Raw genomic sequence first — 22597 nt, 5'->3', positions numbered from 1 at the left:
AGGCATCATCCTTGATCGCTAGGGTGCAGCCGTGACGACGCTCGAATACCCGAAGATCGCCGCAGGCAAGGTCCGTGAGCTCTACGCCGTCGACGACGAGCATCTGCTGCTCGTCACGTCCGACCGGATCTCGGCCTACGACGTCATCTTCACCACGCCCATCCCCGACAAGGGGCGGGTGCTCACCGCGATGAGCGTGTTCTGGTTCTCCCAGCTCTCCGATGTCCTCCCCAACCACCTGGTCTCCTACGACGACGAACGTATCCCCGCCGAGGTGCGCGGCCGCGCGCTGCTGGTGCGCCGGCTGGCGATGCTGCCGGTCGAAGCCGTCGCCCGCGGCTATCTCACCGGCACCGGCCTCGCCGATTATCGCGCGCGCGGCACCGTCTGTGGTGTCGATCTGCCGCCCGGCCTGACCGAGTCCTGCCGGCTCCCCGAGCCGATCTTCACCCCGGCGACCAAGGCCGACCGCGGTTCGCACGACGAGAACATCGCGTTCTCCGACGTCGTCGGGCAGCTCGGCCGTGAACGAGCCGAAGAGGTCCGCGAAGCGACGCTGGCGGTCTACCGGCGCGGCGCGGAATTCGCCGCCGAGCGCGGCATCCTGCTCGCCGACACGAAGCTCGAATTCGGCGTCGACCCCGAGGGGAACCTCGTGCTCGCCGACGAGGTCCTGACCCCGGATTCGTCCCGCTACTGGCTCGCCGGCGGTCACGCCCCGGGCAGCCCGCAGCCGTCGTTCGACAAGCAGCCGCTCCGCGACTGGCTGACCGGGCCGGCGTCGGGCTGGCACCGCTTGGAGAGACCGGAGCCGCCACCGTTGCCCGAGGACATCGTCGCCGCCACACGGGCGAGGTACATCGAGGCGTATGAACGCATCACGGGCTGCTCGCTCGACGACTGGCCCGCCTGATCCGCCCACCTGATTCGCCCGGCTGACCTGCGGCGTTTACTCCATCGTCAGACCGACGCAAGCGGAGTCTGGCCCAATGGGAACCGTGGACGCACGTTTGCTGGTTTCCCTGTCCGGCGTGACCTCCCGGACGTTGCATCGCTGTGCCGACCTCGCCGCCGAACTCGATCGGCGCAAGGTCCCGTTGTCCGTGCTCTACGCCGCTCGTACCGGCGAGGGCCCGGTGACCGAGTGGGTCCGGGCCCGCCGCACCAGCGGTGACTCCGTCCTCCTCCATGGGTACGACCACCAGATCACCCCCCACCATCGCGCCGTCTACCTGGGTAAACGCGCCGAGTTCGCGGCCTTGCCCGCGCACGAGGCGCGGCTGCGGCTGATCGCGGCGAAGGCGGCGCTCGACGCCAACGGCATGCCCGTCGACGGCTTCGCGCCGCCGCGCTGGATCGCGTCGGAGGGCACCGTGCAGGCCCTGCGTGAGCACGGGTTCGCGCTGTGCGCGGACCTGGTCTCGGTGCGGGACCTGGTGACCGGCCAGGTCCAGCGGGCGCGGGTGCAGGAGTTCACCGGCCCGTCGCAGCGGACGGAGACCGTCCGGTGCTTCGCGCTGGTGCTGGCCGCCGCCCGCGCCGCGCGCCGGGGCGGCCTGGTGCGGCTCGGTATCGACGCCGCCGACCTCGCCCGGCCGGGGCTGCGGCAGGCGTTCCTCGACGCCGTCGACGTCTCGCTGGAGAACCGCGCCTTCGGCACCACTTACGGCTCGCTGCGCCTCACCGTTTCCTGACGCTCGCCAGCTCGGCGAAGGCGGATTCGACCGCCGGGATCAACGCGGCCGGGTCCGTCCCGGCGATCCGGCGTCCCGTGTAGTAGCAGGCGAGGGCCAGCTGCGGGGCCAGGACCGCGATGGTCCGGCCGGCGCCGTCGCCGATGAGGATGTCCGTCATTTCGTCGGCGAATCGCTGGAGTTTGCGCACGCTGCGGTCGTACAGCTCGCTGTTGCGCGCCAGCAGCTTCTCATGCCGTTCGTAGTGCGCGGCATCCTTCGTGACCTCTTGGCACAACAGGACGACGAGGTCGCGGAGCCGCACCAGCGCCGCGTCGAGGTCCGCCGGAGCGGCCGTGTGCCGCTCGCTCGCCAGCGTCTCCAGCATCCGCTGTTCGTCGGCGAACACGACTTCCTGTTTGTCGCCGAAGTAGCGGAAGAACGTCGTGCGGCCGACTTCGGCCCGGGTGGCGATGTCGGTGACCGTGACCTCGGAGAAGCTCCGTTCCTCGAACAGGTCGAAGGCCGCTTCGACGATCTTTTCGCGTGCTCGTCGCTGTTTGCGGGCGAGCAGGGGGAGGTCATCCGGCATGGCCCGATCCTAGCGGGAGTGGCATCGAGTTCTGTATGGTACTCAGTACCATTTAATACTCGGCACCAAGGAGGTCGCCGTGCCGACCCATACCCTTCTGATGACCGGCGCGAGCCGCGGGATCGGCCGGATCGCCGCCGAGCGGTTGCGCGAGGATCCGGACCGGCACCTGCTGGTCCTCGGCCGCGACACCGGATCGGCCGAGAACACGATCCCCTGCGATCTGGCGTCGCTCGACGAGGTCCGCACGGCCGCCCGGACCGTTGAGCAGTTGCTGGACGCGGGGGAAATCCCGCCCTTGCGCGGGTTTCTCGGCAATGCCGGGGTACAGATGACCTCGGTGACCGCGACGACCGCCGACGGTTTCGAGCGGACCTTCGGGATCAACGTCCTGGCGAACCAGTTACTGCTCGGCCTGCTGATGGACAGGTTCGCCGCGCCTTCGCGCATCGTCATCACGGCCAGCGACGTCCACTTCGGCGACTTCAAGCACAACCTGGGCCTGGTGCCGGCGCCCCGCTGGGCCGAGGCGGGCGAACTCGCCCGTCCGGGGACGGACCGTCGGGCGAGTGGCACTCAGGAAGGCCGAAGGGCCTATGCCACCAGCAAACTCGGTGTCCTCTACCAGGTCCACGCGCTCGCGCGGCGGCTGCCGACCGGGGTCGACGCCTATGCGTACAACCCCGGCCTGGTACCCGGCACCGGCCTGGCCCGCGACGCCGGGCCCGTCGCGCGATGGGCGTTCCGCGCCATGGTGCCGGTGCTGAGCAGGACTCCGCTGGCGACCACGGCCGAGACCGCCGGGCGCCTGCTCGCGGACGTCTTTTCGGGGCCACGTCCCGGCGAATCGGGTGCGTACCTCGACCGGGGCCACGTCGTGCCGTCGTCCCCGGAGTCCTATGACGAAGCCCGCGAGGAGGCGCTGTGGCACGACGCGTCCCGGCTTTGCGGGCTGCTCAAAGCTTGACGGGGTCGCCGACGTCGAGAACCTTGACCTCGGTGCCTTCCGGGGCGAGGTTGGCGAACAGGCCGTAGTGCATCTGCGGCCGCGCGAGCACGGCTTCGTGGATCGGCACGGCGAGACGCGGGGAGACCGCGCGCAGGTAATCGACGGCCTCGCCGGCCTTGAGCCACGGGGCGCCTGTCGGCAGCCCGAGGATGTCGATCTGCTGCTCGGGCACGAAGAACGAGTCGCCCGGGTGGTAGAAGGCGCCGTGGTCGACGATGTAGCCGACGTTCGGGACCGCCGGGATGTCCTCGTGGATCACCGCGTGCTCGCCGCCGACGACGTTGATTCCGCTGGACCCGATACCGAAGGCGTCACCGGGGCTCGCGATCTGGAACTCGGCGCCGAGCTTCCGGACGGCCTCGGCGGAACCCGGGTCGACGATCAGTTGCGCGCCGGGGTTCGCCTCCAGCAGCGCGGGCAACCTTTCGACGTCGAGATGGTCGAAATGCTGGTGGGTGATCAGGACGGCGTTCAGTTCACGCTCGCCCTCGAAACCCACCGAGAAGGCACCGGGGTCGATCAGGATCCGCGCGCCCTCGGTCTCCAGCAGTACGCAAGCGTGTCCAAAATGGACAATACGCATCGGTTTCTCCTTCACCCGTGGTCGGTTTCCACCCTAGGCTCGGGAACTGTGGGGTGCCAAGCCGCGGCGGGCCGGGTGGGCATGCCGATCGGCATGATCCGGAGCTCTCCGCCGCCGCGCCGGTGTTCCAGGCAGACGGCGAGCCAGCGGTCGTCCGGTGACCAAGCGAGTCCGCCGACGAGCGCTCCCGGCCAGTGGTGGATCACGATCTCGCCGTCGCTGCCCCGTCGGACACAGATCTCCTCGCCCCTTTCGAGCCGCGGATTCGAGCCGGGCTCTCCCGCGGTGACCAGGTAATCACCGCCGGGGCTCACCGCCACCACGCCGACCCTCGGTGCGACATCGGGGATGGTGCCGACGACGGAGGCGCTCGCCGCGTCGATCACGAACACGTCCGACGTCATCCCACCCGCGAACAGCCGGGACTCGTCGCCGGTGAAGGCCACCGACTCGATGGCGATCTCCTCGATGCCGGGCACCTGAACCGCATCACCGCCTCGGACCAGGAAGCCGACCCCGGGGCGGTTCCCGAACTCGATCCGATGGCGACCGGTCCGCGATCGCCCGTGGCCCAGCTCCAGGTGGACGTCGACGGCGTCGCCCGTGTGCACGTCGTACGCCTCTTGTCGGAGCTGTCGCGTGTCCAGTTCGGTGAACACGATGATGTGCTGTCCGGGGACCCAGGCCATCCGCCAGGTGATGCGGCCTGCTCGCACCTCGATACGGGAGTGTTCCGACCAGCCGGAGCAGTCGTACACCACCAGTTCACCGTCGTAGCCGAAGGCGGCCAGGAACCTGCCGTCGTCGGAGAACACCATGCTGTTCGTCTCGGATTCGAACGGTTCGAGCACGATCGGGCGGTGCACGTACGGGAGCCGTGGGAGGTCCTCGGCTCGCGGGTTGTCGGCGTCCATCGGGTAGTAGGCGTCGCCCCAGTCCATACCCGGCTCAAGGTGCCGGATCCAGGCGGGATCGGTGACCCGGACGACGTAATCGGCTTGGACGAGCAGATCTTCGTCGGCCCAGCAGCCGGCGTGCGCGTGGGGGAAGTCCTTGGGCCGAGCCCAGATCTCGTCCGGCGGAGGGTCGTTCTCGACAGCGGTCCTTTCGACGTGGTCGACGAACCAGCGTGCATTTTCGGCGACCCAAGGCCGTTCGAGGATTTGATCGACGGTGATGGCCATGCCGATGGGGGCGTCCCGGCGCCCCGATCGCCAAAGCAGGCCGAGGAAGAAACCGGGGTCCCGCTCGGGCGGTGACAGGTAGGTCCGAGAGGCGAAGTCGTAGTAGACAACGAAAACTCGAAGCTCCACTTCGCGCCGAGCGAGGTCGACGCCGAGGACTCGGACGCCGAAGAGATCGGTAGACATGGTGGCGGACCGTAACGGCGTTCACTTTGTTCTCGACCGTTCGAGCCATCCTGCCGCTACTATGCGCCGCTCCTACGCCCGCAAGAGCGCGTCGCCGAGTTCAGTGCGCAGGTAGCGCACTTCGCGGCCGCGACGGCGTGTGTCGAGCAGGCCGGCCGCGCGCATCGCGGTCAGGTGCTGCGACACCGTCGGTGCCGAGAAGTCCAGCCGTCGCGCCAATTCGGTGGTGCTCGCGGGTTCGTTCAACGTCGTGAGCAGCGCGGCCTTCGTCCGCCCGAGCACGCCCGCGAGCGCGCCGGACGGGCGTTCCGGGTCCGACCACAGTTCGGCGACGCCGCGGGCCGGGTAGAGCAGCGACGGCTGCCACGGTGCCATCGTGATCACCCCGACCGACGGCCACGCGAAGACACCCGGGATCAGCAACAGCCCGCGCCGGTCGAGGTGGACGCGGCTGCGGTCCTTCATCTCGATCACCAGGACGTCGTCGACGAGCCGCACGCGCGGGTGGATGTCCTCCAGCACCAGCGCGATACCGCCCGCGGCCAGCCGTCGCGAGCGCTCCTCGATATCGGCGACGAGGAACCGGCGCATCCGCGGCCAGTGCGGTTCGACCAGTTCGGTCCAGGCGATCTCCATCTGGCCGGCCAGCAGGTCTCTGGCCTCGGCGGGGTCTTCGGGGAGTCCGCTCAGGTCAGCGTCCACTTTGGATAGTTCGTGGGCGACCTGCTCCGGTGGCGTGCGGCGGATTTCGGCGAACTGGGTGGCCGCGGTGGTCTCCGGTCCGCTCGGCGGCGGACTGAGGAAGTCGGTGATGTAGTGCCGCGCGCTCATCACTTTGGCGAAGCCGTCGACGGGCAGCGAAGGCAGCTTCGCCGCGGCCTCGCGCAGCCACGGCAGGTGGCTCGGGTGCCCGCGCCGCCCGAGGAGGGTCTGCATCGCGCCCATGGTCTCGTCGAGCGGCGAGATGCCGAAGCGGACGCGGTTGGCACTCTCGGCGGTCAGGACCAGCTCGATCACAGGATTAGGCTAGTCCCTAATCAATGTCGTTGCCAGGCTGCGCCCGGCAGTGTTCGGGACATGACCTTGCTTCGCAATTCCGGGTATTGGCGCTGGTCGGTGGGGGCACAGCTGAACCGCTTGCCCGCCACGATGGCTCCGCTGGCCTTCACCGTCCTGACCACCGCGACGACCGGTTCGTACCGGCTCGGCGGCGTGATGATGGCCGTCTTCGTCGCCGCCGAGATGGTCGGCGCCGTGCCCATCGGACGGCTGCTCGACCGCGTCGGGCCCGCACGCGGCCTGGTCGTGATGCTGACCCTGGTCGCCGCCGGCCTGTTCGCGCTCGCCGCGGTCGCCTCCGCCGGCGTCCCGGACCTGGTGCTGCTGGCCCTCGCGGTCCCGCCGGGCCTGGTCGCGGGCGGGCTGAGCGGCGGGTTCCGGTCGCTGCTCGCGGGGACGGTGACCGAGGACGACCTGCCGAGGGCGATTTCGGTCGACGCGATGATCCTCGAAGGCGTCATCGTCGGCGGGCCGCTGCTGGTCGCGCTGCTGGCCACGTCCGGCCCTGCCGTTCCCGTGCTCGCGATGGCCGTCGTCGCCCTGCTCGCGGCGCTGCTCGTGCCGCGACGTGCGGTCACGCCGAGTCCACAAAGGACGATTGAACATCAGTCGATCCCGGTCGCCGCGTGCGTCCCGTGGCTGATGGGGCTGTTCACCGTCGGTCTGCTGCTTTCGACCATCGAGGTCGGGCTGCTTCCCCTGGTCCAGAGGCTCGGCGCCGACGATTCCGCGACGGCGATCGTCATCGTCGTGCTGTGCGCGGCCAGCATCATCGGAAGCGGGCTGTACGCGGCGCGAGGCAAGGTCGGCGACCCGCGGCTGTTCCTGGCCGGATTCGTGCTCGGCGGGATCGTGGTGTCGGTGGACCTCGGCTGGGCCGGGCTGCTCGGCGGGGTCGCGCTGATCGGCGTCTGCACCGGCCCGCTGATGGCCGTTTCGTCGGTCAACCTGCAGAAACTGCTGCCGGAACGACGTCGGTCGGAGGGGTTCTCGCTGGCCTTCACGGTGCAGGCGTCGGGGTTCGGGCTGGGCTCGCTGGCGATCGGGGTGCTGCCGGTGTGGCTGGCGCCGCTTCTCGGTGTGGGGGCCGCGGTGGTGGCGGGAGCTCTGCAGGTGAGGCAGGCGTCGAAAGCCGTGAAGGACTCCTTGAGGGACTCAGAGTCCCCCAAGGTTCCCCTCATCAATCCGCAGGGCTGACGATGAAGGAACTAGGACACTCAACGTCCCAATTCCTTCATCGTCGCCTGGTGGCTCCTGTGGAATGCTGGTGGCACGCCCCAGGCGAGCTATTGGCACGCCGTCAGTAACGCCGTAGCCTGGGCTTTGAGCCGAGACACACGGGAGAAGTCGATGACCGCAGTCCAGCCGAAGCCGACCGCGCACAGCGTGGGGGAGACCTTCGATTCGCTCAGCCCGGCGACCGACGAGGTCGTCGGCACGTACCCGGTGCACACCAGGGAGGACGTCCTCGCCGCTGTCGCCCGCGCGAGGGACGCCGCCGAATGGTGGGTGGGGCTCGGCTTCGACGGTCGCGCGGAACGGCTGCGCCGTTGGAAGGGCGTCGTCACGCGGCGGCTGCCCCAGCTTTGCCAGGTGGTCCGCGACGAGACCGGCAAGCCGATCGCCGACGCGCAGCTGGAGAGCGTCCTCGCCATCGAGCACATCGCGTGGGCGGGCAAGCACGCGCGCAAGGTGCTCGGCAAGCAGCGCCGCGCGGCCGGGCTGATGATGTCGAACCAGGCGGCGACGGTCGAGTACCAGCCGCTCGGCGTCGTCGGCGTGATCGGCCCCTGGAACTACCCGGTGTTCACCCCGCTCGGCTCCATCGCCTACGCCCTCGCCGCCGGCAACACCGTCGTCTTCAAGCCCAGCGAGTACACGCCGGGCGTCGGAAAGTGGCTGGTCGACGCCTTCAACGAGGTCGTCCCGGAGTGGCCGGTGCTGCAGCTGATCACCGGTTTCGGGGAGACGGGCGCGTCGTTGGTCGGCGCGGGCGTCAACAAGATCGCGTTCACCGGCTCGACCGGCACGGGCAAGAAGATCATGGCCGCGGCCGCCGACACGCTGACGCCGGTGATCATCGAGGCCGGCGGCAAGGACGCCGTCCTGGTCGATGAGGACGCCGACCTCGAGGCCGCCGCCGACGCGACCGTCTGGGGCGCGTTCTCCAACTCGGGCCAGACCTGCATCGGCATCGAGCGCGTGTACGTCCACGAGCGCGTGCACGACGAGTTCGTCGCGAAGGTCGTCGAGAAGGCGAAGGACGTGCGGGCCGGTTCGGACGCGGCCGCTCAATACGGCCCGGTGACGATGCCTTCGCAGCTTTCGGTGATCAAGCGCCACATCACGGACGCGATCGAGCGCGGCGGCAAGGCGCTGGTCGGCGGCGTCGACGCGGTCGGTGACCGCTACGTGCAGCCGACGGTGCTGGTCGAGGTGCCGGAGGACTCGTCCGCGGTCCAGGAGGAGACGTTCGGCCCGACAGTCACCATCGCCAAGGTCCGCGACATGGACGAGGCCGTCGAGAAGGCCAACGACACCAGGTACGGCCTCGGGTCGACGGTGTTCTCGAAGTCACGCGGCCTGGAACTGGCCGCACGCCTGCGCACCGGCATGACGTCGATCAACGCGCCGCTTTCCTTCGCCGGTATCGCTTCGCTGCCGTTCGGTGGCGTCGGCGACTCGGGCTTCGGCCGGATCCACGGCCCCGAGGGACTGCGCGAATTCGCCCGGTCGAAGGCCATCGCGCGGCAGCGGTTCACCGCGCCGCTCGTGCTGACCACGTTCTCCCGCAAGGAAAAGACCGACGCCCTGGTGGCGAAGCTGATCACCGTGCTGCACGGGAAGCGTTAGTCGACCCCGAACGCTATGAACGACTCGTTCCTTGCAAAATTTGCAAGGAACGAGTCGTTCATAGCGTTCCGGGGGGCGTGAAAGGGAAGGTCAAGCGCCTCGGATGAGGTCCGCCGCCTTCTCCGCCACCATGATCGTCGGCGCGTTCGTGTTCCCGCGCGGCACCACGGGCATGACCGACGCGTCCACCACGCGCAGCCCTTCCACCCCGCGCACCTTCAGCGTGTGGTCGACGACGGCGTTCTCGCCCGTTCCCATCGCGCAGGTACCCACCGGGTGATAGAGCGTCTGCGTCTTCTCGCGGACGTAGTCGGCCAGTTCGGTGTCGGTCAGGTCGTGGCGCTCCGGCAGGAAAGGCTTGTCGAGGAACCGCGCCAGCGGACCGGACTTCCCGATCTCCACCAAAGATCGCAGCCCGGCCAGCATCTTGTCCATGTCGCGGGAATCGGCGTAGTAGGCCGGGTCGATTTCGGGCTTCCACAAGGGATTTCCCGACTTCAGCCGCAGCCGGCCGCGGCTCGCGACGTCGACCAGCGTCGCCGCCGACGTGAAGCCGGGTACCGTCGGCTCGCGCATCCCGTTGTCGTAGAACAACGTCGGCGCGACGTGGATCTGCATGTCCGGCGGGGAAACGCCGTCCGCGGCCGGGAAGAACGCGCCCGTCTCGCCGATGTTCGAGGCCAGCGGACCACGTTTGGTGAGCTGGTAGCGCATCAGCCCGGCCGGTGTCGCCGCGTCGACCAGGTCGGTGGTGTCGCGGGTCGACCAAATGATCCCGCAGGCCGGGTGGTCGTGCAGGTTCTCGCCGACGCCCGGAAGCGCGGCCACGACGTCGATTCCGTGTTCTCGCAGGTGTTCCGACGGTCCGACGCCGGAAAGCATCAGCAGTTGCGGCGAGTTCACCGCGCCGCCGCTGAGCAGGACCTCGGTGGTGGCCCGCGCCGTCGTCTCGACGCCTTTGTCCAAATAGGACACACCGACCGCGCGGGTGCCTTCGAAGACGATGCGCGTCGCCTGCGCGTGCGTTCGCACGGTGAGGTTGGGGCGCGTCAAAGCGGGCCGCAGGTACGCGTCGGCCGTCGACCAGCGGCGGCCCTTCTTGCACGTCACCTGGTAGACGCCGGCGCCTTCCTGCGTCTCGCCGTTGAAGTCCTCGGTGCGTTTGAGGCCCCAGGCGACCGCGGAATCCACCCAGGCGTGGGAAAGCTCGTGGGTGAAGCGGCGGTCCTCGACGTGCAGCGGCCCCTCGGTGCCGTGCAGCGGCCCACCGAGCCGCTGATTGCCCTCGGCCCGCTTGAAGTACGGCAGGACGTCGTCGAAACCCCAGCCCTCGGCGCCGTGCTCGTCACGCCAGCCGTCGTAGTCCGCGCGGTTGCCGCGGATGTAGATCATCGCGTTGATCGAGGAGCACCCGCCGAGCGTCTTGCCTCGCGGCCAGTACGTGGTCTTGCCGGTGTGCTTCTGCTCGACCGTCTCGTAGTTCCAGTCGAACTTCGTCTTGAACAGCCCGGGGAAGGCGGCCGGGATGTGGATCTCGTCGGCGTCGTCCTCCCCGCCCGCTTCCAGCAGGAGGACCCGCGCGGACGGATCCTCGGTCAGCCGGTTGGCGAGCACGCACCCCGCGCTGCCCGCTCCGACGATGACGTAGTCGAAGGAGTCCTGATCGGCCACGGTGCCTCCTGGTGCTCACCCGGTGTTGGCGTCCTGCCAATGGGCTCATCTTGGCCCAGCGTCGCGCTCCGAGCATCCCCCAGTCGAAGGATTGCGGCGAGCTCAGTCGGAGTCGGGTGAAAAAGAAGTCACGCAGGGGCCGCCCTCGGCGCTGTCGTCGGTCTCGACCCGGCCAGGCGCCTGTGTCCCGTCGAGGTCGCCCGCGAGGTGCAAGATCGTCTGCTCGGCGGTGGTCAGCACGTCGGCCTTCTCGACGGTGTACCTCGCTTCGCCGTTGATGATCTGCTGCACGCCGTCGCGGGTCGAGTCGGGCACCTTCTCGCAGAGCACGGACAACGCGGCGGGGATGTCGCGGGCGTTGATCGCGTCGACGAACTTGTTCCCCGCCTCTTCGCCGGTCTTGACGTCGGGCCGGGGCGCGGGCTTCGTGTCGATGCCCGGCAGCGGCTCGGGCTCGCCGCCGATCTTGGCGTCGCGCACGCACCAGCCGCCCGCGCCGGGGATCATCGCGATCCCGACGGTGAGGCCCGCGGACGTGAACGCGGCCGAGTACTCCTTCTCCGCACGCTGATGCGCGGGTGTGCTCAGCTGTGCGCCGTCCGAGACGGCCATGGTCTGTTCGAAGCTGTAAGTCCGCTTCGAGCGGATCTGGCACCAAAGCTGGCTCACGCGATCGTCGGTGACGCCGTTCACAAAGGACTGGCTCAGCTGCTCCGGCGTCGCGCGGGAATCGGCGTCGAGCTTGCTCTTGAAGAACCCCGGCGTCACGAAACCGGTGAACGCGACCCCGCCCGCGACCAGGACGAAGACCAGCACGAGCGTGACCCAGAGCCACGTCTTCGACTTCTTCGGCGGCGCGTACTGCCCGTACTGCGGTTGCCCGTAGGTCATGCGGCAACCCTAGTGAAGTAGGCTCGGGCGGTACCCACGACCTGCGTGAATAAGGAGCAGCCTGCCGTGGCCCGAGTCGTTGTCGACGTCATGCCCAAGCCCGAAATCCTCGACCCGCAGGGGCAGGCCGCGCTCGGCGCCGCCGGTCGTCTCGGCTTCTCCGGGATCGTTGAGATCCGCCAGGGCAAGCACTTCGAGATCGAGGTCGACGATTCCGTCGACGACGCGACTCTCGAAAAGATCGCGGAAGGCTTCCTCGCCAACCCGGTCATCGAGCAGTGGACCATCACCCGGGTCGGAGCGTGAGCGCCCGGATCGGGGTCATCACCTTCCCCGGCACGCTCGATGACGGCGACGCGGCCCGCGCGGTCCGCTACGCTGACGCCGAAGCCGTCCCGCTGTGGCACGCCGACGAGGACCTCAAGGGTGTCGACGCGGTCGTCATCCCGGGCGGCTTCTCCTACGGCGACTACCTGCGCGCCGGCGTCATCGCCCGGTTCGCGCCGGTGATGTCCTCGGTGATCGCGGCGGCCCACCAGGGCATGCCGGTGCTGGGCATCTGCAACGGCTTCCAGATCCTGTGCGAGGCCGGGCTGCTGCCGGGCGCGATGATCCGCAACGCGGGCCTGCACTTCATCTGCCGTGACCAGTGGCTGCGTGTCGAGAACAACGACACCGCGTGGACCACCCGGTACGACAAGGACGCCGAGATCCTCATCCCGATGAAGAACATCGACGGATGCTTCGTCGCCGAGCAGGCCACCCTCGACGAGCTGGAGGGAGAGGGTCGCGTGGTGTTCCGCTACGTCGGCGGCAACCCGAACGGCTCGCGCAACGACATCGCCGGGATCCGCAGCGAGAACGGCCGCGTGGTCGGTCTCATGCCGCACCCGGAGCACGCCATCGACGCCCTCACCGGGCCTTCCGATGACGGCCTCGGCATGTTCTACAGCGCCGTCGACGCTCTCGTTTCTGCTTAAGCGCGTGCTATGAACGGCCCGTTACTTGCAAAATTTGCAAGTAACGGGCCGTTCATAGCACTTCAGGAAGCTGCGGCCACCAGCGCCGCGTAAGGCCCACCGGCCGCCAGCAGTTCCGCGTGCGACCCCAGCTCGGTGACCAGGCCGCCCTCGATGACGGCGACCCGGTCCGCCGCGGCCGCGGTGTGCAGCCGGTGCGCGATCGCGATCACCGTCCGGCCCTCGAGCACCGCGCTCAACGACCGCTCCAGGTCCCGTGCCGAACCCGTGTCCAGCAGCGACGTCGCTTCGTCCAGCACCAGCGTGTGCGGGTCCGCGAGCACCACCCGGGCCAGTGCCAGCTGCTGGGCCATCGCCGCCGGGACGGCCGGCGCACCGGCGCCGACGCGCGTGTCCAGCCCCTCCGGCAGGCCGGCGATCCACTCCGAAGCGCCCACCGAGGCCAGCGCGTCCAACAGCCGGGCGTCGGCCCAGTCACCCGCGGGCAGCGTCAGGTTGTCCCGCAGGGTCCCCGCGAACACGTGGTGCTCCTGGGTCAGCAGCAGCACCTCGCCACGCAGGACGTCGTCCGGCAGTGTCGATACCTCGGCCCCGCCGATCCGCACCGAACCCGACGTCGGCGCGGACATCCCGGCCAGCAGCCTGCCCAGGGTCGACTTGCCGGCACCGGACGGGCCGACGATCGCCAGCCGCTCGCCGCGCGGCACCCGCAGGTCGATTCCGTGCAGCACTTCGCGGCCTTCGGTGTACCCGAACCGCACGCCGCTGACCTCGATGTCCTGGCCGCGAGGAGGCTCCGAGACCACGGCCGCGGACGACGCCGGGCGCACGCCCAGCAGCCGTCGCAGCGAAGCCCCGGCGACCTGGATGTCCGCGAGCCAGAACAGCGCCTCGTTCAGCGGGCCGGCCATGACCTGCGAATACAGCAGCATCGCGGTGATCGTGCCGAGCCCTTCCCAGCCGTTCGAGTAGGCGAGCAGGCCCAGCCCGAGCATCACCGGCACGGGCAGCACGTAGCTGATCTCCAGCGACGGGATCCACCGCATCTGCAGCGCGCGGATCTTGCGCTCGCCGAGCATCGACTGGTCGAGGCCGTCCTGGCCGGTCCGGATACGCCGCCCGGTCAGGCTCAACGCCTCGGCCGTCCGCGCGCCTTCGGCGGTCTCGTGGGTGGTGGACTGCATCTCGGACCACTTGTCCAGCATCCGCCGCATCACGTCGGGGATCCGCCGCTGGTACCAGATGTTCACCGGCACCAGCAGCGGCAGCGCGATCAGCAGGCCCAGTGAGAGGAACGGCGACGTGATCACCATCGCCACCACCGTGAACACCACCGTGACGGCGGCGATCAGGATCTCCGGCGCGCCGAACCGCACCGCGTGGTCGATCCGGCTGACGTCGGTGGTCGCCCGGCTGAGCAGATCACCGGTGCCCGCCGCTTCGACCGTGCCCAGCGGCAGGTTCAGCGCGTTGCCGACGAACTCCTCACGGTTCTGCGCCAGGATCCGCTCGCCGAACACCCGGGCCCGCAGCCGCGCCAGGCCCTTGAGCCAGGCCTGCGTGGCCAGGACGACCACGAAGGCGATCGCGAGCACGGTGATCGCGGTGGTCGTGGTTCCCCCGACGACCTCGTCCACCAGCGCGCCCAGCAGTTGCGGCCCGGCCAGCCCGATCGCGGTCGCGACGCAGAACAGGCCGAGCATCACGGAGAACTCGCGCTTGTTGTCCCGCGCGGTCTCCTTGATCCATCTCCGTACGTCCCTGGTATCCGCCAAGGGCAACTTTTTCATGCCGGCACTTTCAAGCTCACGACCTCGTCGGCCACGTGAGTCCACAGTGGACTCTGGCTGAACACGACGGTGGTCTTGCCGCGCCGCAGTTTCGCGACGCGTTCGGTTATGCGTGCTTCGGTGTGCGCGTCGACGGCCGAAGTCGGCTCGTCGAGCAGCAGGACGTCGGCGCCGGTGGCCAGGGCGCGGGCCAGGTTCAGCCGCTGCCGCTGTCCGCCGGAAACCTCACGTCCGCGTTCGCCGATCACTTCGTCGACGCCGTCGGGCAGCGCGTCCACGATGTCATCGGCGTCCGCCGCGTACAGGGCCTCGGTGATGCTGACATCGCTCGGTTCCGCGGGGCTGACCTGTTCGCTCAGCACTCCGGAGAACCAGATGTCCTGGTTGTGCGCGAACACGATCCGCCGTCGCAGCTCGCCGAGGGCGACCCGGTTCACCGGGACACCGCCCGCCAGGGCAGGTTCATCCGGATCGGTGAACCGCGCCATCCGCGAAGCCACCGCATCGGCGTCGGGGCCGACGTCGATGACGGTCAGTTTCCCGGCTTCGGCCTTGATCCCGGACGTCTCGTCGTACAGCTCCAGAGCGCCTTCCGGTAGCGGCACCGGGTTCTCCGGCTCGGCGAGCGTGCGTTCGGTGGACAGCAGTTTGCACACCTTCCTCGCCGAGACCAGCGCGGCGCTCAGCACGCCCGCGAACTCGGTCGCCGTCGTCACCGGCACCACCAGGAACACCGAGACGCCGTAGAACGTGATCAGCTCGCCAACGCCGATGGTGCCGTTGATCGCCAGCTGCGCGCCCAGCCAGGTGATGACCACCGTGACCAGGCCCGGCAGCGCGATCTCCGCCGCCGAAAGCCACGCCTCGCTGCGCCCGACCTGCACGCCGGCCATCCGGACCCGCTGGCTGGAGCGGCGGAACCGGTCGAGGAACTGCTTCTCGCCGCCGACACCGCGAAGGATCCGCAGGCCGGAGACGATGTCCGCGGCGAGCGAGTTGACCTCGGTCTTCTCCTCGCGCTGTTTCGTCTGGCGCTTCTCCAGCGGTTTCAGCATCGGGCCGATCCCCAGCACCGCCAGCGGCACACCGACCAGCGCGACCACGCCGAGCAGCGGCGACGTCGTCAGCAACGCCGTCGCGCACACGATGAACGCGATCAGCGAGCCGAAGGCCCGGCCGAGTACCTCGAAGGAATCACCGATCGGGTTGATGTCGCTGGTGGTGATGGCCACGACGTCACCCGTGGTGGTCGTGTCCCGCAGGTTCGCGCCCAGCTTCGCCGCGTGTTCCGTGGCGAGTCTCTGCGTCACCCCGGCGCCGTGGATCCAGCACCCGTACGACGCGAAGTGATGGACGGTGCCCGCGAGCGTCTGCGCGATCCCCAGCCCGGCCGCGGCCAGGCCCCACAGCCATACGGAGTCGCCGTCGCCGCGCCCGATCGCGTCGATGCCCTGGCCGATCGCGACCGGCAGGAGCGCGATCGGCAGCGACCACAGCGCACCGCTGATCGCCGAGACGGCCAGGAGACCCGGGCGCGCCAAGATCATCGCGAGCAGGTAGCGCCAGGCCGTCGGCTTCGCGGGCAGCCGCAGTCGCGGAAAGGGATATGTGGCGGAAAGCACGATTATCGACGGTAAGCGGATCACCACCGTCGGCGCGACCGATTTATGGCCGGGCGACCGCGAGGTGAACAACCCTCTCCCTTATTCTGGCGGCCGTGGCGAACCCTGATGTGGACACCGTGACCAGCACCGTTGACATCCCAGTCGACACCACCGCACTTGCCGAAGCGACCCCTGGGCAGACCCAGCCGTACGTCGAACTCGGCCTCGCCGAAGACGAGTACGCCCGGATCCGGGAGATCCTCGGCCGTCGTCCCACCGACGCCGAACTGGCGATGTACTCGGTGATGTGGAGCGAGCATTGCTCGTACAAGTCCTCGAAGAAGCACCTGCGCTACTTCGGTGAGACCGCCACTCCCGAGATGAAGGAGAAGATGCTCGCCGGCATCGGCGAGAACGCCGGCGTCGTCGACATCGGCGAGGGCTGGGCCGTCACCTTCAAGGTCGAGAGCCACAACCACCCGTCCTATGTGGAGCCGTACCAGGGCGCCGCGACCGGCGTCGGCGGCATCGTGCGCGACATCATGGCGATGGGCGCGCGCCCGCTGGCCGTGGCCGACGCGCTGCGGTTCGGCCCGGCCGACGCCCCCGACACCCGCCGCGTGCTGCCCGGTGTGGTCGCCGGCGTCGGCGGCTACGGCAACTGCCTCGGCCTGCCGAATATCGGCGGCGAGCTGGTGTTCGACCCCAGCTACTCCGGTAACCCGCTGGTCAACGCCCTGTGCGTCGGCGCGATGCGCGTCGAGGACCTGCACCTGGCGTTCGCCTCCGGCAAGGGCAACAAGATCATCCTGTTCGGCGCGCGGACCGGCCTCGACGGCATCGGCGGCGTCTCCGTGCTGGCGAGCGACACGTTCTCCGGGGACGAATCTTCGGGGGGCCGCAAGAAGCTCCCCAGCGTCCAGGTCGGCGACCCGTTCACCGAGAAGGTGCTCATCGAGTGCTGCCTCGAACTGTTCGCGCAGAAGCTCGTCGTCGGCATCCAGGACCTCGGCGGCGCCGGACTGTCCTGCGCGACGTCGGAACTCGCGGCGGCCGGTGACGGCGGCATGCAGATCTACCTCGACCGGGTTCCGTTGCGCGCCAAGGGAATGACTCCGGCGGAGGTGCTCTCCAGCGAGTCGCAGGAGCGGATGTGCGCGGTCGTCTCGCCCGATAACGTCGAGGCCTTCATGAAGGTCTGCGAGAAGTGGGACGTCATCGCCACCGACATCGGCGAGGTCACCGACGGCGAGCACCTGGTGATCACCTGGAACGACGAGATCGTCGTCGACGTCCCGGCGCACACCGTGGCGCACCAGGGACCGGTGTACGACCGGCCGATCCAGCGACCGTCCACTCAGGATGCTCTGCAGGCCGACACCTCCGCCTCGCTCCCGCGACCGTCCACTTCGGACGAACTCCGTGCCGACGTCCTCAAGCTGATCGCTTCGCCGAACCAGGCGTCGAAGGAATGGGTGACCTCCCAGTACGACCGTTACGTGCGCGGCAACACCGTGCTCTCGCAGCCGTCGGACTCCGGCGTCATCCGGATCGACGAGTCGTCCGGCCTCGGTGTCGCCGTGTCGACCGACTGCAATAGCAAGTTCGTCTTCCTCGACCCGTACGAGGGCGCGAAGCTCGCGCTGGCCGAGGCGTACCGCAACGTCGCCACCAGTGGCGCGAAGCCGGTCGCCGTGTCGGACTGCCTGAACTTCGGCGCCCCGACCGACCCGGGTGTGATGTGGCAGTTCGAGCAGGCCGTGCACGGTCTCGCGGACGGCTGTGTCGAACTCGGCATCCCGGTCACCGGCGGCAACGTCAGCTTCTTCAACCAGACCGGTGACACGGCCATCCTGCCGACCCCGGTGGTCGGCGTGCTCGGCGTGATCGACGACGTCACCCGCCGCATCCCGACCGGCGTCGGCGCGGAGGCCGGGGAAACCCTGCTGCTGCTGGGCGAGACCCACGACGAGCTGGACGGCTCCGCGTGGGCGCGCGAACTGCACGGCCACCTCGGCGGCCGTCCGCCGAAGGTCGACCTCGCCCGCGAGAAGCTGCTCGCCGACGTCCTCATCGCCGGTTCGCGCGACGGCATGATCTCCGCCGCGCACGACCTCTCCGACGGCGGCCTCATCCAGACGCTCGTCGAGACCGTCCTCATCGGACAGTGCGGCGCCCGGGTCTTCCTCGACGCGGACCAGGACCCGTTCGTGCAGCTGTTCTCGGAGTCCTCGGGCCGGGTGCTGGTCGCCGTGCCGCGCACCGAAGAACTCCGGTTCACCGAGATGCTCACCGCGCGCGGCCTGCCCTGGCGCAAGACCGGTGTGGTGGACCCGGAGTCGGGCACGCTCGAACTCCAGGACATCACCGAGTTCACCCTCGACGAGCTTCGGGAGCCTTGGGAGCGCACGCTTCCCGCGCTGTTCGACTGATCCTCACGTGCAATGAACGGGCCTTTCCTTGCAAATTTTGCAAGGAAAGGCCCGTTCATTGCGTGCGAGAAGGTGTCCTTCAGGTCCGTGAGACCTTGAGCCGAGCCCGGCCGTCGGGCATGGTCTCGGCGACCCAGCCTGCCGGGAGTTCGTTCTCCTTGGCCGGTTCGACCGTCGTGTTGTACAGGTCCACCCTGTCTGGCAACTTTCGGAAACGCAGGTCGCTGGAGCCCTCGAACCGGGCGCGCCGCAGGTCCAGTGAATCCTCGAACTCGGTTTCGGCGAAGTCCGCGTCCTTCGCGAAGAAGCTGTCCTTGAAGGATGTCTCGCCCGCGAAAACGGTGCCGTGGAGGTCGGCGTCCTCGGCGAACCGCACCCCGCTGAACCACGCGCGCCGCTCGAATTTGGCGCCGGTGCAACGGAAGTAGCCGATCAGCTTCTTCTCGATCGTGCCCGCTCCGGTCAGGTAGACCGGTCCGAGGAACACACAGCCGGACAGATTCGTGCTGCTGTACAAACCGGCGTAGCGCAGCAGGAGTTTGCCGATCTTCCGGTCCGAAAGGTCGAAATACTCCAGTACCGCCCCGGTCAGGTCGAGGTCGTACCCGGTCGTGTCCTCGGAATCCGCGGCGGGCAACAGCTCCCCGATGAGCCGCTGCGCGGTCTGCCGCACCTGGAGTTCCCGATCCTGCTCCGCCGACCCCTCTTGGGGATGGGTGTTCCCCTGCCGTTTCGCGGTGTCCTTATAACGTGGATGCGTGAACGGCCGCCGCAGGTACGAACACAAGATGTCCAGCACGGTCTGCGTGTAGGCCTCACGCCCGCGAGCCAGGCCGGCCAGTGCGTGCAGGGCCCCCACCCGCACCTGGTCGGCGTCGTGCCCGAGCAGCTCGATGGCCTTCGCGAACCGTTCGTCCGAGATCCGCTCCCGGTCGAAATCCGTTCGCTGGGATTCGAGTTCCTGCCGCTGGCGCTCGGTCTCCTGCCGTCGTTCCTCGACGCGCCGCCGCCGGTCGTTGAGCCACAGCGCGTACAGCGCGACGACGGCGCCGGCGGCGAGGCCGCCGGTCTTCAACGCGTCGCTGCGGCTGGTCGCCGGATCACTCAGCAACCAGCCGCCGACGGCGATCAACAGCACGACCGCCGTCACGAACGTCCACAGCAGCGGCGACCGGATCAACCGCTTCACCGGATCAGAAGACGAAGAAGTTGCGGACGCAGAAGGACTTGTCCGGGTTGTCGTCGGAAGAGATCCCCGAGCCGCTGACCTTCTTGCCCTTGACCGTGCCCTCGATGTCGCCGGTGACGAAGCCGTCGCCGATGCCGGAGGTCGTGGTGATCTTCAGGTCCGCCGGCGCCGGGGCCATGATGTCGATCGAGTCGCCCATGGTCGCCTTCATGTCCTCGCAGACCAGCGACAACGCGCCCGCCTTGTCACCGGCGCTCACCTTGGCCATGAAGTCCTTGAGGGACTGGACGCCCTTCGGGTTGCCTTCGGAACCGGAGCCACCGCTTTCGGTGCTCCTCGGGCTGCTCCTGGATGTGCTCGACTTCGGGCTGCTCTTGGGCGCGGAGCTCGGGGCCTTGCTGGACGACGACGACGCCGGCGGCGGCGCGGCCGTGCTCCCGTCGTCCTTGCCGAGCAGGAAGCCCGGCGCGACGAAACCGGTGACACCGAAGGCGATCAGCACGACGACGCCGATCACGATCCCGATGATCAGGCCGGTCTTGCTCTTCGACGGCGGCGCGGGCGGGCCCCCGTATCCCTGCTGGTAGCCGGGGTTGTTCGGGTCCCAGCCCTGCTGCTGGGCGTTCGGGTCCCAGGCGCCCTGCTGCGGTTGCTGCGGATACTGCTGGGTCTGGTCCCACCCCTGCTGCGGCTGCTGCTGGTACTGCTGGGTCTGGTCCCAGCCCTGCTGTTGTCCGTACTGCTGCGGCTGTCCGTACTGCTGGGTCTGGTCCCATCCACCCTGCTGCGGGTTTCCGCCGGGCTGCTGTCCCTGGGGATCCTGGCCGTAGGGCTGGCCTGGCTGGGGTGGGTAGGTCATCGGTTTCGCCTTCCGTACTGGGGCCTGAGGCTCCGATCAGACGGCCGCCGGTCAGCGGTGGTTCCGGATCCGCCCGTACCAGGAGTTTCAGGGGGCATTCTGCTCGGAAGGTACCTCGCGCGCGAAAGCGGCTCCCGGCCGAGGCCGGGAGCCGCTTTCTCACGAAATGCGCAGCTCAGCCGTTGGCCAGTGCCTGCAAACGGTCATAAGCACCGTTGAAGGTGTTCTGGTCGAGCGGGCTCGAGGTGTACTGCCACACGGTGTAGAAGCCCCAGCCGTTCGGGAGCGCGCCCACCGACGACGAGTAGCGCGCGATCCACAGCGGGACCGTGCCACCGAAGTTCTGCGACGTTCCGACGCAGGTGTTCCACCAGCTCGTCGAGGTGTAGATGACGGGCCAGCGGCCGGTGCGTGCCTGGTAGCGGTCGTGGAACGCCCGGATCCACGCGCCCATGGACGCCTGGCTCAAGCCGTAACACGTGGCGCCGTAGGGGTTGTACTCCATGTCGAGCGCGCCCGGCAGCGTCTTGCCGTCCTTCGACCAGCCTCCACCGTTGTTGACCATGAAGTCGGCCTGCGCCGCGCCGCCCGAGACGTTCGGCAGGGCGAAGTGATAGGCGCCGCGGATGAAGCCCTGGCTGTAGGAACCGTTGTACTGCTGGGCGAAGTACGGGTTCTTGTAGCTCGTGCCTTCGGTGGTCTTCGTCCACACGAAGCGTTTGCCCTGTCCCCACCAATGGGCCCAGTCGACGTTTCCCTGGTAGCTGGCGACATCCATCCCCGCCACGGTGGCGAGCACGCCGGCCTCAGGCTGCGGCTTCGACGCCTTGTCCCTGGACTCGGGGGTGGAGGTCTCCCCTTCCACCCGCTGGATCTGCGATCCGATCGTGTGGTTGTTCTGCTGGAGATCCTGGTCGATCGACATGATCTCCGGGGACGGCGCTGCCGACGCCTGGACCGTGCTGCTGAGCAGGAGCAGCGCGGAACCGACGGCGATGGCGACTCTTCGGGAAGTGCGCATACGACAATCCCTTCACGGATAACCCTCGCTTAGGACGACTAACTGCAGGTAGCCGTCCGGCCACGATTGTTGACGACCGTGTCGGGTTTGTCACTAACTTCCGTGAAATTGATACTTCGCGTGGGTGATTTTCATCTGCAAGTCGACGATGCTCTGTGATCTTGTAACACCCACAAGTGTCATCCCAAGGACAGCGCGTGCACCCGATCCTGCGTCCCGTTGAACCAGTTCTGATCACCGGGCAGAGAGCCCTTGTTGGAGAACTGCCAGATCGTCTGGGTCTTCCAGCTGGCGGGCAGCTCACCGATTTCCGTGTGGTAGCGCGCGATCCACAGCGGGTTCTGCCAGAACACGGAACTGTTGCCGGTGCAGCGCTTCCACCAGCTCGTCGACGTGTAGATCGCCGGATGCCGCCCGGTCCGCCACAGATAGGTCTCGGCGAAGGACGCCATCCACGCCACCATCTGCGCGGGTGTCTTGCCGTAACAGGTTTCGCCGTACGGGTTGTACTCGACGTCCAGCGCACCGGGCAGCGTTTTGCCGTCCTTGGACCAGCCGCCGCCGTGGTCGACGAAGTAGTGCGCCTGCGCGGCGCCGTCGGAGATGTCGGGCCGCGCGAAGTGGTACGACCCGCGGATCATGCCGACACCGTAGGAACCGTTGTACTGCTGGGGGAACCGGGGATTGACGAAACCGGTGCCCTCGGTGGCCTTCACGTAGACGAAGCGCGCACCGGTTCTGGCGGCGGCGGGCCAGTCGACGTCGCCCTGATGTCCGCTGACGTCGTGGCCGAGGGTCTGGGCTTCGCCCCCGTAAAGCGGGCCCACCGACACGTCGACGCCTTCGTGCAACGCGATCTGTGAGCCGGCGTAATGCTCCTCGGCCCCGTCGTATCTGGGCCCGGCTTCCTGTGCGACGGCGGGGGTCTGCGCGATCAGCATGACCCCCGCCGCGAGGACGGCCCCCCAGCCTTTCCAACACGCTCTGCGACTCTTCACGTCGCCACGATCCCCCGCGAAAA

The 22597-nt window shown here is 68.6% G+C and carries 20 protein-coding genes; 8 read left to right on the top strand and 12 right to left on the bottom strand.

Features of this window, described 5'->3' with window-relative positions; genetic code table 11:
* The first annotated feature begins 31 nt into the window (after nucleotides 1-31).
* The gene (locus ACLJRL_RS11710; protein WP_410656110.1) at nucleotides 32-913 is read left to right on the top strand and encodes a phosphoribosylaminoimidazolesuccinocarboxamide synthase; all 882 of its coding nucleotides are present in this window, start codon (nucleotides 32-34) and stop codon (nucleotides 911-913) included.
* Nucleotides 914-989: 76 nt separating this feature from the next.
* Nucleotides 990-1694 (top strand): DUF2334 domain-containing protein, encoded by a 705-nt coding sequence (locus ACLJRL_RS11705; RefSeq protein WP_410656109.1) that lies wholly within the window; start codon nucleotides 990-992, stop codon nucleotides 1692-1694.
* Here ACLJRL_RS11705 and ACLJRL_RS11700 read toward each other — a convergent pair.
* Complete coding sequence (locus ACLJRL_RS11700) at nucleotides 1681-2265, bottom strand: TetR/AcrR family transcriptional regulator (protein ID WP_410656108.1); 585 nt, start codon at nucleotides 2263-2265, stop codon at nucleotides 1681-1683. The two genes, ACLJRL_RS11705 and ACLJRL_RS11700, sit on opposite strands and share 14 nt — an antisense overlap.
* A 79-nt stretch (nucleotides 2266-2344) precedes the next feature.
* On the opposite strand from ACLJRL_RS11700, the gene ACLJRL_RS11695 reads away from it, so the two are divergent.
* Entirely contained in the window at nucleotides 2345-3232 is an 888-nt protein-coding gene (locus ACLJRL_RS11695; RefSeq protein WP_410656107.1) for an SDR family NAD(P)-dependent oxidoreductase, read from the top strand.
* Here the strand turns inward: ACLJRL_RS11695 and ACLJRL_RS11690 are convergent.
* The 3 genes from ACLJRL_RS11690 to ACLJRL_RS11680 form a co-directional block, all read right to left on the bottom strand.
* Nucleotides 3222-3857 (bottom strand): MBL fold metallo-hydrolase, encoded by a 636-nt coding sequence (locus ACLJRL_RS11690; protein ID WP_410656106.1) that lies wholly within the window; start codon nucleotides 3855-3857, stop codon nucleotides 3222-3224. The genes ACLJRL_RS11695 and ACLJRL_RS11690 overlap by 11 nt on opposite strands.
* A gap of 11 nt (nucleotides 3858-3868) precedes the next feature.
* Nucleotides 3869-5227 carry a WD40 repeat domain-containing protein gene (locus ACLJRL_RS11685; protein WP_410656105.1) on the bottom strand — a complete coding sequence of 453 codons (1359 nt, stop codon included), beginning with the start codon at nucleotides 5225-5227 and terminating at the stop codon, nucleotides 3869-3871.
* 72 nt (nucleotides 5228-5299) lie between these two features.
* Entirely contained in the window at nucleotides 5300-6244 is a 945-nt protein-coding gene (locus ACLJRL_RS11680; protein ID WP_410656104.1) for a DUF5937 family protein, read from the bottom strand.
* Between the two features lie 60 nt (nucleotides 6245-6304).
* On the opposite strand from ACLJRL_RS11680, the gene ACLJRL_RS11675 reads away from it, so the two are divergent.
* Together ACLJRL_RS11675 and ACLJRL_RS11670 are read left to right on the top strand one after the other, a co-directional pair.
* Nucleotides 6305-7483, top strand: a complete 1179-nt coding sequence (locus ACLJRL_RS11675; protein ID WP_410656103.1) for an MFS transporter — start codon at nucleotides 6305-6307, stop codon at nucleotides 7481-7483.
* 153 nt (nucleotides 7484-7636) lie between these two features.
* Entirely contained in the window at nucleotides 7637-9139 is a 1503-nt protein-coding gene (locus tag ACLJRL_RS11670) for an aldehyde dehydrogenase family protein (RefSeq protein WP_410656102.1), read from the top strand.
* A 90-nt stretch (nucleotides 9140-9229) separates the two neighbouring features.
* On the opposite strand, the gene ACLJRL_RS11665 is transcribed toward ACLJRL_RS11670, so the two are convergent.
* Both ACLJRL_RS11665 and ACLJRL_RS11660 read right to left on the bottom strand, forming a co-directional pair.
* Nucleotides 9230-10810: a GMC family oxidoreductase gene (locus ACLJRL_RS11665; protein WP_410656101.1), complete on the bottom strand. Its 1581-nt coding sequence runs from the start codon at nucleotides 10808-10810 to the stop codon at nucleotides 9230-9232.
* Nucleotides 10811-10912: 102 nt separating this feature from the next.
* Nucleotides 10913-11701: a hypothetical protein gene (locus ACLJRL_RS11660; protein WP_410656100.1), complete on the bottom strand. Its 789-nt coding sequence runs from the start codon at nucleotides 11699-11701 to the stop codon at nucleotides 10913-10915.
* Nucleotides 11702-11767: 66 nt separating this feature from the next.
* Between ACLJRL_RS11660 and purS the strand changes: the two genes are divergently transcribed.
* Nucleotides 11768-12007: a phosphoribosylformylglycinamidine synthase subunit PurS gene (purS, locus tag ACLJRL_RS11655; RefSeq protein WP_410656099.1), complete on the top strand. Its 240-nt coding sequence runs from the start codon at nucleotides 11768-11770 to the stop codon at nucleotides 12005-12007.
* Nucleotides 12004-12681, top strand: coding sequence for a phosphoribosylformylglycinamidine synthase subunit PurQ (gene purQ, locus ACLJRL_RS11650; RefSeq protein ID WP_410656098.1), 678 nt, complete (start codon nucleotides 12004-12006; stop codon nucleotides 12679-12681). The genes purS and purQ overlap by 4 nt, the downstream gene beginning before the upstream one ends.
* Nucleotides 12682-12743: 62 nt before the next feature.
* On the opposite strand, the gene ACLJRL_RS11645 is transcribed toward purQ, so the two are convergent.
* Nucleotides 12744-14471 (bottom strand): ABC transporter ATP-binding protein, encoded by a 1728-nt coding sequence (locus tag ACLJRL_RS11645; RefSeq protein ID WP_410656097.1) that lies wholly within the window; start codon nucleotides 14469-14471, stop codon nucleotides 12744-12746.
* A complete protein-coding gene (locus tag ACLJRL_RS11640) occupies nucleotides 14468-16093 on the bottom strand; it encodes an ABC transporter ATP-binding protein (RefSeq protein ID WP_410656096.1) in 1626 nt (541 codons plus the stop codon). Before ACLJRL_RS11640 ends, ACLJRL_RS11645 begins: the two co-directional genes overlap by 4 nt.
* A 119-nt stretch (nucleotides 16094-16212) precedes the next feature.
* On the opposite strand from ACLJRL_RS11640, the gene purL reads away from it, so the two are divergent.
* Nucleotides 16213-18507: a phosphoribosylformylglycinamidine synthase subunit PurL gene (gene purL / locus ACLJRL_RS11635; protein ID WP_410656095.1), complete on the top strand. Its 2295-nt coding sequence runs from the start codon at nucleotides 16213-16215 to the stop codon at nucleotides 18505-18507.
* A gap of 79 nt (nucleotides 18508-18586) precedes the next feature.
* Here purL and ACLJRL_RS11630 read toward each other — a convergent pair whose 3' ends face one another.
* The 4 genes from ACLJRL_RS11630 to ACLJRL_RS11615 form a co-directional block, all read right to left on the bottom strand.
* Nucleotides 18587-19696 carry a pentapeptide repeat-containing protein gene (locus ACLJRL_RS11630; protein ID WP_410656094.1) on the bottom strand — a complete coding sequence of 370 codons (1110 nt, stop codon included), beginning with the start codon at nucleotides 19694-19696 and terminating at the stop codon, nucleotides 18587-18589.
* A gap of 4 nt (nucleotides 19697-19700) precedes the next feature.
* Entirely contained in the window at nucleotides 19701-20555 is an 855-nt protein-coding gene (locus ACLJRL_RS11625; protein ID WP_410656093.1) for a Twin-arginine translocation protein TatA, read from the bottom strand.
* Nucleotides 20556-20730: 175 nt separating this feature from the next.
* Entirely contained in the window at nucleotides 20731-21576 is an 846-nt protein-coding gene (locus ACLJRL_RS11620) for a lysozyme (protein WP_410656092.1), read from the bottom strand.
* A gap of 179 nt (nucleotides 21577-21755) precedes the next feature.
* A complete protein-coding gene (locus ACLJRL_RS11615; RefSeq protein ID WP_410656091.1) occupies nucleotides 21756-22517 on the bottom strand; it encodes a lysozyme in 762 nt (253 codons plus the stop codon).
* Between the last annotated feature and the right edge of the window lie 80 nt (nucleotides 22518-22597).

The organism is Amycolatopsis sp. lyj-112 (assembly GCF_046549055.1).
Taxonomy (GTDB): domain Bacteria; phylum Actinomycetota; class Actinomycetes; order Mycobacteriales; family Pseudonocardiaceae; genus Amycolatopsis.
The sequence above is the reverse complement of the archived record's forward strand: the minus strand, read 5'-3'. Positions and strand labels throughout refer to the sequence as shown.

Coding starts and splice junctions, on each gene's coding strand:
- ACLJRL_RS11690 (WP_410656106.1), bottom strand. CDS start 3,857: ATGCGTATTGTCCATTTTGGACACGCTTGCGTACTGCTGGAGACCGAG.
- ACLJRL_RS11685 (WP_410656105.1), bottom strand. CDS start 5,227: ATGTCTACCGATCTCTTCGGCGTCCGAGTCCTCGGCGTCGACCTCGCT.
- ACLJRL_RS11700 (WP_410656108.1), bottom strand. CDS start 2,265: ATGCCGGATGACCTCCCCCTGCTCGCCCGCAAACAGCGACGAGCACGC.
- ACLJRL_RS11620 (WP_410656092.1), bottom strand. CDS start 21,576: ATGCGCACTTCCCGAAGAGTCGCCATCGCCGTCGGTTCCGCGCTGCTC.
- ACLJRL_RS11615 (WP_410656091.1), bottom strand. CDS start 22,517: ATGCTGATCGCGCAGACCCCCGCCGTCGCACAGGAAGCCGGGCCCAGA.
- ACLJRL_RS11660 (WP_410656100.1), bottom strand. CDS start 11,701: ATGACCTACGGGCAACCGCAGTACGGGCAGTACGCGCCGCCGAAGAAG.
- ACLJRL_RS11645 (WP_410656097.1), bottom strand. CDS start 14,471: ATGAAAAAGTTGCCCTTGGCGGATACCAGGGACGTACGGAGATGGATC.
- ACLJRL_RS11675 (WP_410656103.1), top strand. CDS start 6,305: ATGACCTTGCTTCGCAATTCCGGGTATTGGCGCTGGTCGGTGGGGGCA.
- ACLJRL_RS11670 (WP_410656102.1), top strand. CDS start 7,637: ATGACCGCAGTCCAGCCGAAGCCGACCGCGCACAGCGTGGGGGAGACC.
- ACLJRL_RS11625 (WP_410656093.1), bottom strand. CDS start 20,555: ATGACCTACCCACCCCAGCCAGGCCAGCCCTACGGCCAGGATCCCCAG.
- ACLJRL_RS11705 (WP_410656109.1), top strand. CDS start 990: ATGGGAACCGTGGACGCACGTTTGCTGGTTTCCCTGTCCGGCGTGACC.